This is a genomic window from Paenibacillus dendritiformis, assembly GCF_945605565.1.
Classification (GTDB): domain Bacteria; phylum Bacillota; class Bacilli; order Paenibacillales; family Paenibacillaceae; genus Paenibacillus_B; species Paenibacillus_B dendritiformis_A.
Genome location: NZ_OX216966.1, coordinates 1,823,505 through 1,837,693, shown reverse-complemented (window position 1 = coordinate 1,837,693; position 14,189 = coordinate 1,823,505). Strand labels below are relative to the sequence as shown.

Here is a 14,189-nt window from a genome sequence, read left to right as displayed (position 1 = left end):
TTGCGGCGGCCGGCCGGCATTTACCGTTTCAGCAGCAGCTCTTCTTCCTCAAGCAGCTTGCGGCGCAGCACCTTGCCGGCAATCGTCTTCGGCAGCTCGCTGCGGAATTCGTATTGGCGCGGCACCTTGAAGGAAGCGAGCCGCTCTCGGCACCAGACATTGAGCTCTTCTGCTGTCAGCGTGCTTCCGGCGCGCGGCACGATATAAGCCTTGACCGTCTCTCCCCGGTACGCATCGGGCATGCCGACCACGACAGCTTCCTGCACGTTCGGATGCTCGAATAGCACTTCCTCCACCTCGCGCGGATAAATGTTGAAGCCGCCGGCGATGATCAGATCTTTTTTCCGATCGACAATCGAGAAAAAACCGTCCTCGTCCTGCCGCCCCAAATCGCCGGTGAACAGCCAGCCGTCCCGAAGCGCCTTCATCGTCTCCTCCGGCCTGTTCCAATATCCCTTCATCACTTGCGGGCCGCGAACAACAAGCTCTCCGACCTCGCCCTCGGCCAACTCTTCTCCCGATTCCGCGTCCACGATCCTCGCCTCGGTGTCCGGGAACGGAATCCCGATGGAGCCGTGCTTGCGCTTGCCCCACAACAGATTCGCATGCGTAATCGGCGAAGCTTCGGTCAAGCCATAGCCTTCAATGAGCACGCAGCCGGTCAGCTCCTCGAACCTCTCCTGCACGTCAAGCGGCAGCGAAGAGGCGCCGCTGATGCACGTGCGGATGGAAGACAGATCATATTTGTGCAGATCGGGATGATTGATGAGCCCAATGTACATCGTCGGCGCTCCCGGGAACACCGTCGGTCGCAGCCGATGGATGATGCGCAGCACCTCGGCAGGCTCGAACTTCGGCACGAGCACGTTCATTCCCCGGCAGAGCGTGCATAGATTCATCAATACGGTCATGCCGAACACATGGAAAAAAGGAAGCGCTCCCAAAAAAATCTCTTCCCCCCGCTTCACCTTATAGAACCAGGCGCCCGATTGTATCGTATTGGCAACCAAGTTGCCGTGAGTCAGCATCACGCCCTTGGGCGTGCTCGTGGTTCCTCCAGTATACTGCAGCAGTGCCAGGTCTTGCTCCGGGTCGACCTCGACACAGGTGAACCAGGGCGGAACGCTTTTCAGCAGGGAGGCGAAGGCATGGACCTGTTCGCCGTACTCCACCTCGACCGCATGGCCGCTCCGTTTCGCTTTGATCGGGTAGAGCATATTTTTCGGAAACGGCAAGTAATCCTTGATGGACGTCACGATGACATGACGCAGCCGGGTACGCGCCATTACGGCGCGCACCCGCGGATACAGGGCGTCAAGCGTCACGATCGCCGCGGCGCCGGAATCGGCCAGCTGCAGCTCCACCTCACGCTCCTTGTAGAGCGGATTGGTGAGCACGGCAATGCAGCCGGCCATCAGCGTGCCGTAATAGGCGATGACGGTCTGCGGGCAGTTGGGCAGCATTATCGCCACCCGCTCCCCGCGGCCGACGCCAAGGCGCGCAAGCGCATTGGCGAAGCGGCAGCTCTCCTCCAGCAGCCGTTCATACCGCAGCTGCTTACCCATGAATTCGAGCGCGGGACGATCGGGATAATCCCGCGCCGCATCGATTAAAAATTGAGCGACGTTATGTCGCGGGTACTGATACGTCGGGTCAATTTCCTGCGGGTAATGACGGAGCCATGGCTTCTCCAATGGCATACCTAACCATCCCTTCCTCGCGGGGAATGCCCCCGCGTATTACGAGACCGCGTATTTTTCCGCTTGGATGACACGTGCCGCGATATCACGCTTGATGCTGATTGCGTCGATCGGTGAGCTTTTCGTCAGTTTTTTCAGAATCGAGAGCTGCGTGCGCAGCATGTCGCCGGATTCCATCGCCGCCAGCGTGCTCTTGGCGATGCGCTCGATATCGGCGAGCGTCTCATGCACATAGACGGACGTCATCTGCATGGCGAGCTTCGCCTTCTCCTCGCCGCTCTTCGCGCTCAGCTTGCGCGTGCGCAGCAGGGCGCTCTCCATCGCATAGACGAGGATCATCAGATCGGCGAGGTTGCTCAAGATTTCCTGCTGCTGCTCAAGCGACGTGCCGTATTTTTGTGCCGCCAGACCGCCGACCATGAGAAATACCTTTTTCGACATCGAGACCAGATGTCCTTCCAGGGCCATCGCTTCGCCCGAATCCGGCATCGTGACGATCGACATCAGCTCGGCTTGCAGCGCCTGTGCCTTTTGCATAAGCGGAAGCTCGCCTTTGGCCGCCTTTTTGAGCAGCATGCCCGGAATAAGCAGGCGATTGATCTCGTTCGTGCCTTCAAAAATGCGGTTGATACGCGAGTCGCGGTAAATGCGCTCGATTTTGTATTCTTGCGTGAAGCCGTAGCCACCGTGAATTTGTACGCCTTCATCCGCGACGAAATCAAGCGCCTCGGACGCGAATACTTTATTAATCGAGCATTCCAGCGCGTACTCGGCAATCGCCTTGGCCATCAGTTGGCCCGAATCCGGCTGCATATGATCGATATCCTTGAGCGCAGAATCCACCAGGCCGGACGTCCGGTATACCATCGATTCCGTCACATAGGTCGCAATGTTCATATCCGCCAGCTTATTGCCGATAAGCGGGAAGGAAGTGAGCGCCTTGCCGAACTGCTTGCGCTCGTTCGCGTATTTCACGCTCAGCTCGATTGCCTCCTTCGACGCGCCGAGACAACCCGCGCCGAGCTTGAAGCGGCCGATGTTCAAAATATTGAACGCGATGACGTGGCCGCGGCCGATCTCGCCGAGCACATTCTCCACCGGAACCTTGACATCCTCGAAAAAGAGCGGGCAGGTGGAAGAGCCTTTAATCCCCATCTTCTTCTCTTCCGGTCCGATCGTAAAGCCCTCCATGCCTTTTTCGACGATGAAGGCGGTGAAGTCCTTGCCATCCACCTTCGCATACACGATGAAGATATCGGCGAAGCCTGCATTTGTGATGAAGATTTTGGAACCATTGAGTACATAGTGGCTGCCGTCCTCCGACAGCTTCGCCGTCGTCTTGGCGCTCAGCGCATCCGAGCCGGATGACGGTTCGGTGAGGCAGTAAGCGGCAATTTTGGCCCCTGTCGCGAGGTCAGGCAAATATTTGCTCTTCTGCGCCGGCGTGCCGAAGAACACGATCGGCAGCGTGCCGATGCCGACATGCGCGCCGATGGAGAGCGCGAAGGCCGACGCCTTCGTCAGCGTCTCGCCGATCAGCGTGGAGCTGACCTTGTCGAGCCCCAGGCCGCCGTATTCTTCCGGAATGTCGGCGCCGAGCAAGCCGAGCTCGCCGGCCTTGCGCATCAGCTTCACCGTCAGATCATAGTTCAGCTTCTCGATCGCTTCGTCGTTCGGCAGCACCTCTCCTTCCACATAATCGCGAGTCGTATCCATCATCATGCGCTGCTCTTCGGTGAAATCTTCCGGCGTCACGATCGCATCCGGCGCGATATCATCAATGACAAAGCTGCCGCCTTTGATTTTCTGATCCAATACAGTCATCGTTATCTTCCTTTCTCATTTTAATGTGAGTTCAAAAAGGCCGGTTTTCGGCACCGAGAAGGTTGCAGGAACTCGAAGCGGCCTTTTTGAACAACCTCCTCCGTGATTTAGGCAAATACTTCAAACACGCCTGCGGCCCCCATCCCGCCGCCGATGCACATCGAGACGACGCCATAGCCGCCGCCCCGGCGGCGCAGCTCATGGACCAGCGTCGCCGTCAGCTTCGAGCCCGTGCAGCCGAGCGGATGGCCGAGCGCAATCGCACCGCCGTTGACGTTGACCTTGCTCTCATCCAGCTCCAGTTGACGGATAATCTGCAAGCATTGCGAGGCGAACGCTTCATTCAGCTCGATCAGCTCGACCTGATCCAGCGTAATGCCGGCCTTGCGCAGCGCCTTCGGAATCGCTTCGACAGGTCCGACGCCCATAATGTCGGGCGCCACGCCGGCAAGGGCGAAGCTGCGGAACGCCGCGAGCGGCTTCAGCCCGAGCTCCTGGGCCCGCTCGGCGCTCATCAGCACGCAGGCCGCCGCCCCGTCGTTCATCGGCGAGCTGTTGCCCGCCGTGACGCTGCCTCCGAGAGCGAATGCCGGCCTCAGCTTGGCGAGCACCTCCTCCGTCGTATCCGGGCGGACGCATTCGTCCATGTCGAACGAGATCTCCTTCTCCCACGGCCGCCCGTCGCTGCCGACCCCTTTCTGCACCGTGGCGACAGGCACGATCTCGTCGCGGAATTTCCCTGCGGCGATAGCGGCTGCCGCCTTGCGATGGCTGTCCGCCGCGAAGCGATCCTGCTCTTCGCGGCTGATGCCGAACCGCTTCGCCACATTTTCCGCCGTATATCCCATGCCCATGTAGACCTCCGGCATATCAGACACCATCTTCGGGTGCGGGGCCAGCTTGAACCCGGTCATCGGCACCGCGCTCATGCTTTCTACGCCGCCAGCGACGATCGTATCCGCGCCCCCTGCCATAATTCGTTCCGCCGCGAACGCGATCGATTGCAGCCCCGAAGCGCAGAACCGGTTAATCGTCGCGGCCGGCACCGTATCCGGATAACCGGCATACAGCGAGATGATGCGCGCCATATTCAAGCCTTGCTCGCCTTCCGGCATGGCGCAGCCGAGGATGACGTCCTCGACGTCCGACTTGTTCAAGCCCGGCGCGCGCCGGACAGCCTCTTCCAATACGATGCGTCCCAGGTCCTCGGCGCGCGTCTGCGCGAGGCTCCCCTTCTTGGCTCTGCCGACTGGCGTGCGCGCCATCGATACAATGACTGCCTCTTTCATTGCGATCTCCCCTCATTTCATAGTGTGGAAGGACATTAATTGCGCAGCGGCTTGCCCTTGGCGAGCATATGCTGCATCCGCGCCTGCGTCTTGGGCTCGCCGCACAGGCTCAGGAAGGCTTCGCGCTCCAGATCGAGCATATACTGCTCGCTGACCAGGCTGTTCGCCGGCACGTTGCCCCCCGCCAGCACATGTGCCAGCTTGTTGGCGATCAGCCGATCATGATCCGAGATGTAGTTGCCAAGCTGCATCGTATAGGCGCCAAGCTGCATCACTGCCTTCCCCGGTTCGCCGACGACGCGGATGCGCTCCTCTTCCGGCGGCTCGTATCCAGCGCGATCCATTTCCAGCACGGCCATCTTCGCCTCGTAGACGCGGCGGTCTTGATTGATAATGACTGAATCTTGCGGACCCATATACCCGAGCCGCTTCGTGTCATGGCCGCTTGTCGAGACCTTCGCCATCGCGATCGTCTCGAAATAGCTGTTCACGAACGCCTGCAAATCCGCATCCGTGCTGCCCGCCATCCGGCTGGAGCGCAGCGCCATCTCCTTGCAGCCTCCGCCCGCCGGAATGAGGCCGACCCCCGTCTCGACCAGACCGAAGTACGTCTCCGCCGAGAAAATGATCTTGTCGGCCGGCAGGCACGCCTCCACGCCTCCGCCGAGCGTCATCTGATGCGGCGCCGCCACGACCGGTTTTTCCAGTCTTTTCAGCGTCAGCATCGTATTCTGGAACTGGCGGATGATGAGATCAATCTCATCCCATTCCTCTTCCTGGGCCTCCATCAGAAGCAGCATCACATTCGCGCCGACGCAGAAGTGGCGGCCTTCATTCGCGACGACGAGCCCGCGGTAGTTGCGGCGCACTTCCTCCACGCTCTGCTGAATCATCGTCAGGATGTCCGCCCCGATGGCGTTATTCGGCGAATGGAATTCCAGACACGCGACCCCGTCGCCGATATCGATCAAGCTCGCGCCCGGGTTGGACAGCACGACCTTGTTCTGCTGCTTGAGCCGCTGCAGCGAAATATGCTCCGCCGGCGTTTCCAGCTCGCTCCACGCCCCGCCATGAGCGTAGAATCGTTGGTCGTTCCGCTGCTCATAGAAGCTGGTGTGCCCCGCGTCAATCCAGCTGCGGACCCAGTCCGGCAGCACGTCGCCCTCGGCCTCCATCCGTTCGGCAGCCGTCTTCAAGCCGATCGCGTCCCATACCTCGAACGGGCCGAGCTCCCAGTTGAAGCCCCACTTCATCGCGTTGTCGATGTCGGCGATCGAATCGGCGATTTCGCTCAGCTTGTGCGCCGCATAGAGCAGCACCGGCTTCAGCGTATTCCAGCCAAGGTCGGAATACCGATCCTTCGTGCCGAGCAGGGCCTTGATTTTGTTGCCGGCTCCCTTGACGGACTTGGCCGCTTCGAGCGAAGCGGAAGATACTTTCCGCACCGGCTCGTATTCCATCGTGTCGAAGCGGAGCGCCTGGATCTGCGTGCCGGAATCCGTCTTCACTTTCTTATAGAAGCCCTGGCCCTGCTTCTCGCCAATCCAGCCCCGTTCCACCATGCTGCCCAGCACATCAGGAGCGCTGAACACATCCTTCTCCGCCGTCGCCGCCGTCTGCCCGTGCACATTGGCCGCCACATGCACGAACGTGTCGAGCCCGACCAGATCGAGCGTGCGGAAGGTAGCGCTCTTCGGCCGCCCCAAGGCTGGCCCGGTGACGGCGTCGACTTCCTCCACGGTGTATCCAACTTCCAGCATGTTGCGCAGCGTCACGAGCAAACCGTAGGTGCCGATGCGGTTCGCAATGAAGTTGGGCGTGTCTTTGGCCACGACGACGCCTTTGCCCAGCCGGCGCTCGCAGAACTCGTGCATGTATGACACGATCTCCGGATCGGTCGTCTCTCCCGGAATAATCTCCAGCAGCTTCATATAACGCGGCGGATTGAAGAAATGAGTGCCTAAAAAATGCCGCTTGAATTCCGCGCCGCAGGAAGCGGCCATGTCATTGATGGATATGCCCGAGGTGTTCGACGACACGATGGTGCCCGGCTTCCATACTTTTTCGATGCGTCCGAGCAGTTCGCGCTTGACATCGAGCCGTTCGACGACGACCTCGATAATCCAATCGACGCCGGCCAGCTTCGGCAGATCGTCCTCCAGATTGCCCGGCGTAATCCGTGCCGTGAATGCCTCGCTGTACAGCGGCGCCGGCTTCGTCTTCTTCAAGCGTGCGATGGCGTCAACGGCCAGACGGTTGCGTACAGCGGGATGCTCGAGCGTGAGCCCCTTCTTCGCCTCTGCTTCGGTGAGCTGGGCTGGCACGAGGTCAAGCAAGAGACAGTGAATGCCCGCGCCTGCCAAGTGGGCGGCGATGGCCGCTCCCATAACGCCGGAGCCGATGACGGCGGCGCGTTGAATCGGTTGAACCATATGCGAGATCCCTCCCAAATTGAAATGGTCTGTTTTCACATGATGAGAACAACGTTGATATGCGGTTGGCTTGCTCTGGATGCCCCTGCTGAAGCAGGTACTTGGGTATGCATGATGTTGACGCATAGATGAATGGTTATATTGGGTAGGTCTTGGTTGGCGATAGTATTGGCGGTGTTGCATCTTAGAGGTTGTTTTGTGCGATTACATTAGAAGAGGTTGTTTGTTAGCTTTCGATCACTTCCGCTAGTTTCCATGAATTTCAATGATAAAAAGATGCTTTGTGTCATCCCTTTACACGGAAACCGGCTGCCTGTCGTCCGATTTCACGGAACCGAATACGGCCAGCTCCAAAATTTCAGCGATGTCGCGCGTCTGCACGGTTTCCTCCGCCTCCAGCAGCTTCGTGCCGTCTTCCATCATCGTCAGGCAGTACGGGCAAGCCGAGGAAATGACGGTCGGCTTCGTGGCGAGCGCCTGCTCCGTGCGGGCCAGGTTGACGCGCTTGCCTGCCGTCTCCTCCATCCACATCATGCCGCCCCCGGCCCCGCAGCACATGCCGTTCTCGCGGCTGCGCTCCATCTCCAGCAGCGTGACTCCCCGGATGGCCCGCAATACGTTGCGCGGCTGTTCGTAGACGCCGTTGTAACGCCCCAGATAACAGGAATCGTGATACGTAATGCGTTCCTCCACCTCATGGCGCGGAACCAGCTTCCCGGTGCGAACCAGCTCGTCAAGCAGCTCGCTATGATGCAGAACTTCGGCTTCCAGGCCGAATTCGGGATATTCATTTTTCAACGTGTTGTAAGTATGCGGACAGGCCGTAACGATCTTGCGCACGTTGTATTTCCGGAATGTGGCGATATTCTCCTCGCACAGCTGCTGGAACAAAAATTCATTGCCCATGCGCCGCGGGGTATCGCCCGAGTTCTTCTCCTCGTTGCCGAGGATGGCGAAGTTCACGCCGGCCTCGTTCATCAGCCGCACGAGCGAGCGCGTCACCTTGCGGCTGCGGTTGTCGTACGAGCCCATCGAGCCGACGAACAGCAGGATGTCGAATTCCGGGTTCTCCTTCACGGTCGGAACATGCAGCATGCCTTCGGGATCGACCTCACGCACCCATTTCACCCGGTCGCTGCGGCTGATTCCCCACGGATTGCCCTGGCGCTCGATATTTTGCAGCGCCCGCTGTCCATCATGCGGCATGCTTCCCTGCGTCAGTACGAGATAACGGCGCATGTCGACGATCTTGTCGACGTGCTCATTGCCGACAGGGCATTGGTCTTCGCAATTGCGGCACGTCGTGCACGCCCAGAGCTCGGCTTCCGACATGACGTCGCCGATCAGCTCCAGCTCGCCCGGAGCTCGGTCTGCCGCCGTCTGCCACGCCGCGGCTTGCGCCCGCATCGTCGGACCGATGTCGGTCACGCCCTCCCCCTGCCACTCGCCGAGATCCAATCCGTCGGCCCGCATGCCGTGCGTGCCGTTCGATGAGAAGACGAAGGACGGAATCCAGGGCGAACGCGAGGTGACGGCCGCTCCCTTCTCTGTCAAATGATCGCGCAGCTTGACGATCATGTGCATGGGCGACAGCCATTTGCCCGTTCCCGCGGCCGGACAGACGTTGGTGCAGCGTCCGCATTCGACGCAAGCGTATAGATCGAGCAGCTGCTTTTGGGTGAAATCCTCCACTTTGCCGGTGCCGAATGATTCCGCTTCTTCATCCTCCAGATCGAGCTTCCGCAAGCGGCCGACGGGATCCGTGCGGCGCAGCAGCAGGTTGACCGGCGCCGATAACAGATGAAAATGCTTGCTCTGCGGCACATAAACGAGAAATGCCAGCAAGATAAGCAGATGCGCCCACCAGCATACCATGTACAGCACCTCTGCAGCGGTCTGGGTCATGCCGGCCAGCGGCATCGCGATGAGAGACGCAATCGGCGCGTAGGGCGAGAAGTCCTTCCCTTCCAGAAGACGCTCGAACGACATCGTCAGCAAGACCGACAGCATGAGCGAGAAAATGAAGAAGACGACGATGGACGGCTTCCATCCGCGCTTCAACCGATCCAGCTTCTCGCCGTACCGGCGGTAAGCGGCATACCCCATGGCGATAAGCACCAGCGTCACCGTCACTTCCTGCAGCAGCACGAATGCCTCATAGCCGGGAATCGGAAGCGGGCGGCCGGACAATCCTTTATAGATAATATCCAGCGCACCGACTTGCAAAATAATGAACCCATAAAAAATGACAATGTGCATCAGACCGCTCTTCCTGTCCTTGAGCAGCTTCGTCTGACCGAACACTTGAACCGCAAAGTCGCGCAAATTGCGCTTCGCGCGCCCGTCCCATTCCACCGGCTGCCCCAGCTTGACATACATATACCGGTTAATGACCGCTCTGGCGAACGCGTAGACGCCGAGTCCCGTGACGGCCAAAAATAGGATGAGCTGCACGATCGCTCCCGGCATCGGAACCATCTCCTTTCCCCTTTTGCAAATGAATGAACACATTGCGGCAAGCGCTTTCAGTACGCTCATACCGCCGCTCTTCCGCTGGGCGATTACCCGGTTCCCGATCCAATCATTGACAAGGATCCGGTTCTATTTTATGATATCAGCAGAAAATGAATGAGCGTTCATTCATTCGTGATTCACATTTTAGCACCGAGGTGATTCCATGGCAAGTCAGAAAAAAGAAAAATATTCCCAAATCCTCGAAGCAGCGGTCAAAGTATTCGCCGAACACGGATTTCACCGTTCGCAAGTTTCCAGGATTGCGAAAACGGCCGGGGTCGCTGACGGTACGATCTATCTTTATTTCAAGCGAAAGGAGGATATCCTTATTTCTTTGTTCCGCGAGAAGCTTGGCGAGCTGATCGGCAAGTTCCACGCGAGTCTCGAAGAAACGACCGGAGCGAAGGAAGCGCTGCGCAAGGTGTGCGAAATTCATTTTACCGAGCTGGGAAATAACCCGGACCTTGCCTTCGTCACCCAAATCGAGCTGAGACAAAGCTCGCTCGAGCTCCGCAAAGAAATCGGAAAGATCATTAAGCCATACATTGTGCTCATTGAAAAAATTATCGTGCAAGGCATCGAAGAGAAAGTGTTCCGTGCCGATCTCGACGTCAAGCTTACCCGCCTGCTTATCTTCGGCTCCATGGACGAAGTCGTGACGTCCTGGCTAATTTCCGGGCAGAAATATTCGCTCATCGGCCAGTTGGATGGTATGGTAGGCTTCTTCCTTAAAGGACTGGAGGCTTAAGCTTTAGGTTGTTCGAAAAGTCCGGTTTGCAACCTTTTCGGTGCTGAAAGCCGCACTTTTTGAACTTTTTGAACCATCAAATTAATACTTATAATTATCCGCCATGGGGAAAACACCACGCGCGCTGCATCCTTCATCCAGAATTGCACTTTCCACTTTCCTGCATGGTAATCAAGCGAAAGGGGCAATGAACGATGAATATCATCGTATTAGTCAAGCAGACATTCGATACGGAGGAAAAAATCGTCATCAAGGACGGCAAAGTCGTGGACGACGATGTCAAATTCGTGCTCAACCCCTATGACGAGTATGCGGTAGAAGAAGCCATTCGCATCCGCGATGACCAAGGGGGCAAAGTCACTGTCGTCTCCGTGGGGACGGAGCGGACAATCGAGGCCCTGCGCACGGCGCTCGCCATGGGCGCTGACGAAGCGGTCTTGATCAACGACGAGCGCATCGGCACGGACGAACATGCCGTCGCACAAGCATTGGCCGCCTTCGTCGGGACGGAATCCGCCGACCTCGTGCTCGGAGGCAACTTCTCGGTCGACAACGGCGCGGGCCAAGTGGCTGTCCGGATGGCGAAGCTGCTCGGCATTCCGCATGTGTCAGCTATCACGAAGCTGGAAATCGCCGACGGGCGCGCCGTCGGCTCCCGGGATGCCGAAGGAGACACCGAGGTCGTGGAGCTGCCGCTTCCGGCGCTGTTCACGGCCCAGCAAGGGCTGAACGAGCCGCGCTATCCTTCGCTGCAGGGCATTATGAAGGCGAAGAAGAAGCCGCTCCGGGAGCTGACGCTGGATGATTTCGGCGTCACCGCCGAGGCGCGCACGGCACAGACGGAGCTGTTCCTGCCTCCGCAGCGGCAAGCGGGCAAGCTGCTCTCCGGCGAGCCGGCGGCGCAGGCGCAGGAGCTGTTCCGGCTATTGCGCACGGAAGCCAAGGTCGTATAGTCCGGTATCTTCTTCCAGATAGCCGTTAGCAGTACGTGTTCAAAAGAGTGTTTTTGAACAGTCCATATTCCCGAGGAGGCGGATATACTATGTCCAAAACGATTCTTGTCGTAGCCGAGACGAAAGGCGGCGTTCTCCGGCAGGTATCCTATGAAGCGATCAGCGCGGCCCGCATGGCCGCAGGCGATGGCGGCACCGTGGCCGCAGCCGTGATAGGGGCGGAGGCAGCGCGCTATGCAGCCGATCTTGCCCAATATGGCGCAGAACATATTTATACCGTAGAGCATTCCGCTCTTATTCATTATCATCCAGAAGCTTATTTTGCGGCGCTGCAGGCTGTCGTGCAGGAAGCGAAGCCGGATGGCGTATTCTTCGGCCATACCGCGCAGGGCAAAGATTTGGCTCCGCAATTGGCCGCCGCATTAGGCGCGGGACAGATCTCCGATGTCATCGCCATTGGGGCGGACGGCAGCGGCGAGCTGTTATTCACTCGCCCTCTGTATGCAGGCAAAGCGATGGAGAAGAAAAAGTTCCTGGCTGGCCCATGGATTGTCACCATCCGTCCGAACAATATTCAGCCGCCGGCAGCCGAAGCGGGCCGGACCGCCCCGGTATCGGCCATCGCGTACCCCGAGCCGCCGCTGGCCGCCGTCATTCGCGAGGTGGTGCAGAACACGGCCGGCAAGATGGATCTGAGCGAAGCGAAAATTATTATCTCCGGCGGCCGGGGCGTCCGCAGCGCGGACGGCTTCAAGCCGCTGGAGGAACTGGCCGACGTGCTGGGCGGCGCCGTCGGCGCTTCCCGCGGAGCATGCGATGCGGGCTATTGCGACTACGCGCTCCAAATCGGCCAGACCGGCAAGGTCGTCACGCCGGAGCTGTACATCGCCTGTGGCATCAGCGGCGCGATCCAGCATGTGGCCGGCATGAGCCAATCGCGCGTCATCATCGCGATTAACAAGGATCCGGAAGCGCCGATCTTCCAGATTGCCGACTATGGCATCGTCGGCGATCTGTTCGAAATCGTGCCGCTTCTGACCGAGCAGTTCAAGCAGGCGCTGCAGGCATAGCTATAATAGTAAAGGGGCATTCGAGCCGGCACGATGCGGCTGGAATGCCCCTTGTTATGGGTATGAGAGCTATATAAGAAAATAGCAGCGGCAATGCGACCCTACGTTAAAGCATGGAAGCAAAAATGTTGCAAAGGGCCGGATAAAACGTAAATCCGGGAGGGCCGCCTGGCCGTAATTTCGGTCATGTCCCCTTATGGACCTCATTCATGCATGCTCCCTATCGCGAACCGGAAGGACATCGGGCGAAGGTTCATAGACTTGCTCAAAAAAACGGCTGGCGCCCGGATGCAGCAAATCGTAGTAGTTCTGGAACAATTGATCCGCTTCCTTGCCCAGCCATACATCCGGCAGCAGCTCTTCGGGGAAGTCGGGATCGATGAACAGGAACTTCCGGTACCGGTGGACCAGCTTAGTCTTCTCCACGAAGCAATAGCCGTCGGGGACGGCTTCCCCCTGCTCCGTCATCGTCAGCAATCTCTCATAGCTCGGACGGTACGCCTCAATGAACTCGGCGTAAGCCCCATTGATCTCATCGATGTTCCAGCACTTCTGCACCAGTTGTCCAGGCTCGCTCCAAGCGACATGATCCGCCCTGAAAATTTCCACATATCCGGAAATCCCGCGAGATTCCACGATGTCCCTCACCTTGTCGGTCAGATCATTCGGACTAATCCAGGTGCTTGTCGTCAGCATGCCGAAGCCGAGCCATGCCAGCTCCTTGCGAAGCTGATCCCGTATGCTCCGCTCCTTCTCGGGAATGTTGTAGCTGGCAATGCACCACTTGCCGTCCCACGTATCCGTCTCCTGCTTATAGATGCGGGCCGCCGCCTCGTTCAAGCGCCGCTTGCCGCGCGGGGACATGGAATAATAGCTGCGGTTCCCCACTTTGCGCGACTCCAGCCAGCCTTGGCGCAGCATTCGCGAGATGGCGGCCCGTACGGCCTGTTCGGTCAAGCCGAATTCTCCCATCAGGCCGGTCAGGCTCCCGACCCAGATTTCACTGCCATAATGACGTACATACTCGCCGTATATGGTAAACAGCATGGATTGCGGCCTCATGTTCACCACTCCTAGTCGTTCGTATGATTGCCAAATGTTGCATCTTTGTCAAATTGTATCACTTGCCCCTCCATAGCTCAAGCAAAATGGGGGACACCGCCGGAGTGGAGGAACCGCCGCTTATGCCGTCAGGTCACCTTCTGCTCTTCTTCCACCTTGCGGCGCAGGGCCGCGAACCGGTCCGCCATCGTTCTTTTGTCGAAGATCGCCTGCGTGAACGATCCCGTCCCGACCAGATTGAACTTCGTCTCTGCTGTCACATCGCAGATGATGCGCTTCGGGCCCGCCTCGGTGCAGACGGCGCGGAACGTCACCTCCTGCCCGGCGACGGCCGGCCCGACATGCTTAATATCGAGGGCGAACCCCGATCCTTCCTCCTCTTCTTCCAAAAAAGGAACAATGATCTCGCGGCCTGCCTTCTCCATATAGTAGATCATTGAGACGGTGGACATCACTTCGTGAATGACGATGCCGTCAAAGGCAGGGTGCATATCCGGGGTGACGGTCACGACAAAAGAAATTTCGGCGCCCGGAATCAATCCTGGCTTCATGTCGATTCCTCCTCGCCTGGCTAACAAATCAACCGTGTCCATTCGC

11 protein-coding genes are annotated in these 14,189 nt (G+C 58.6%); 3 read left to right on the top strand and 8 right to left on the bottom strand.

Annotated elements, in window-relative coordinates:
* Positions 1-20 precede the first annotated feature (20 nt).
* The 5 genes from NNL35_RS07935 to NNL35_RS07915 all read right to left on the bottom strand — a co-directional run bounded on the left by NNL35_RS07935 (position 21) and on the right by NNL35_RS07915 (position 9,714).
* Positions 21-1,700 (bottom strand): long-chain-fatty-acid--CoA ligase, encoded by a 1,680-nt coding sequence (locus NNL35_RS07935; protein ID WP_254553189.1) that lies wholly within the window; start codon positions 1,698-1,700, stop codon positions 21-23.
* Positions 1,701-1,739: 39 nt separating this feature from the next.
* Entirely contained in the window at positions 1,740-3,524 is a 1,785-nt protein-coding gene (locus tag NNL35_RS07930) for an acyl-CoA dehydrogenase family protein (protein WP_254553187.1), read from the bottom strand.
* Positions 3,525-3,631: 107 nt separating this feature from the next.
* A complete protein-coding gene (locus NNL35_RS07925; RefSeq protein ID WP_254553185.1) occupies positions 3,632-4,813 on the bottom strand; it encodes an acetyl-CoA C-acyltransferase in 1,182 nt (393 codons plus the stop codon).
* A 35-nt stretch (positions 4,814-4,848) separates the two neighbouring features.
* Positions 4,849-7,245, bottom strand: a complete 2,397-nt coding sequence (locus NNL35_RS07920) for a 3-hydroxyacyl-CoA dehydrogenase/enoyl-CoA hydratase family protein (protein ID WP_254553183.1) — start codon at positions 7,243-7,245, stop codon at positions 4,849-4,851.
* A gap of 294 nt (positions 7,246-7,539) precedes the next feature.
* Positions 7,540-9,714 (bottom strand): (Fe-S)-binding protein, encoded by a 2,175-nt coding sequence (locus NNL35_RS07915; RefSeq protein WP_254553979.1) that lies wholly within the window; start codon positions 9,712-9,714, stop codon positions 7,540-7,542.
* Between the two features lie 208 nt (positions 9,715-9,922).
* On the opposite strand from NNL35_RS07915, the gene NNL35_RS07910 reads away from it, so the two are divergent.
* Positions 9,923-10,507, top strand: coding sequence for a fatty acid metabolism transcriptional regulator FadR (locus NNL35_RS07910; protein WP_111153158.1), 585 nt, complete (start codon positions 9,923-9,925; stop codon positions 10,505-10,507).
* Here NNL35_RS07910 and NNL35_RS07905 read toward each other — a convergent pair.
* Positions 10,504-10,644 (bottom strand): hypothetical protein, encoded by a 141-nt coding sequence (locus NNL35_RS07905; RefSeq protein ID WP_254553181.1) that lies wholly within the window; start codon positions 10,642-10,644, stop codon positions 10,504-10,506. The two genes, NNL35_RS07910 and NNL35_RS07905, sit on opposite strands and share 4 nt — an antisense overlap.
* A 57-nt stretch (positions 10,645-10,701) precedes the next feature.
* Between NNL35_RS07905 and NNL35_RS07900 the strand changes: the two genes are divergently transcribed.
* On the top strand, positions 10,702-11,460 hold the full coding sequence (locus NNL35_RS07900; RefSeq protein WP_254553179.1) for an electron transfer flavoprotein subunit beta/FixA family protein: 759 nt from the start codon (positions 10,702-10,704) through the stop codon (positions 11,458-11,460).
* Between the two features lie 89 nt (positions 11,461-11,549).
* Complete coding sequence (locus tag NNL35_RS07895; protein WP_254553177.1) at positions 11,550-12,530, top strand: electron transfer flavoprotein subunit alpha/FixB family protein; 981 nt, start codon at positions 11,550-11,552, stop codon at positions 12,528-12,530.
* A 207-nt stretch (positions 12,531-12,737) separates the two neighbouring features.
* Here NNL35_RS07895 and paaX read toward each other — a convergent pair whose 3' ends face one another.
* A complete protein-coding gene (gene paaX, locus NNL35_RS07890; protein WP_254553175.1) occupies positions 12,738-13,592 on the bottom strand; it encodes a phenylacetic acid degradation operon negative regulatory protein PaaX in 855 nt (284 codons plus the stop codon).
* Positions 13,593-13,720: 128 nt separating this feature from the next.
* Positions 13,721-14,143 (bottom strand): thioesterase family protein, encoded by a 423-nt coding sequence (locus tag NNL35_RS07885; protein ID WP_111153990.1) that lies wholly within the window; start codon positions 14,141-14,143, stop codon positions 13,721-13,723.
* Positions 14,144-14,189 lie beyond the last annotated feature (46 nt).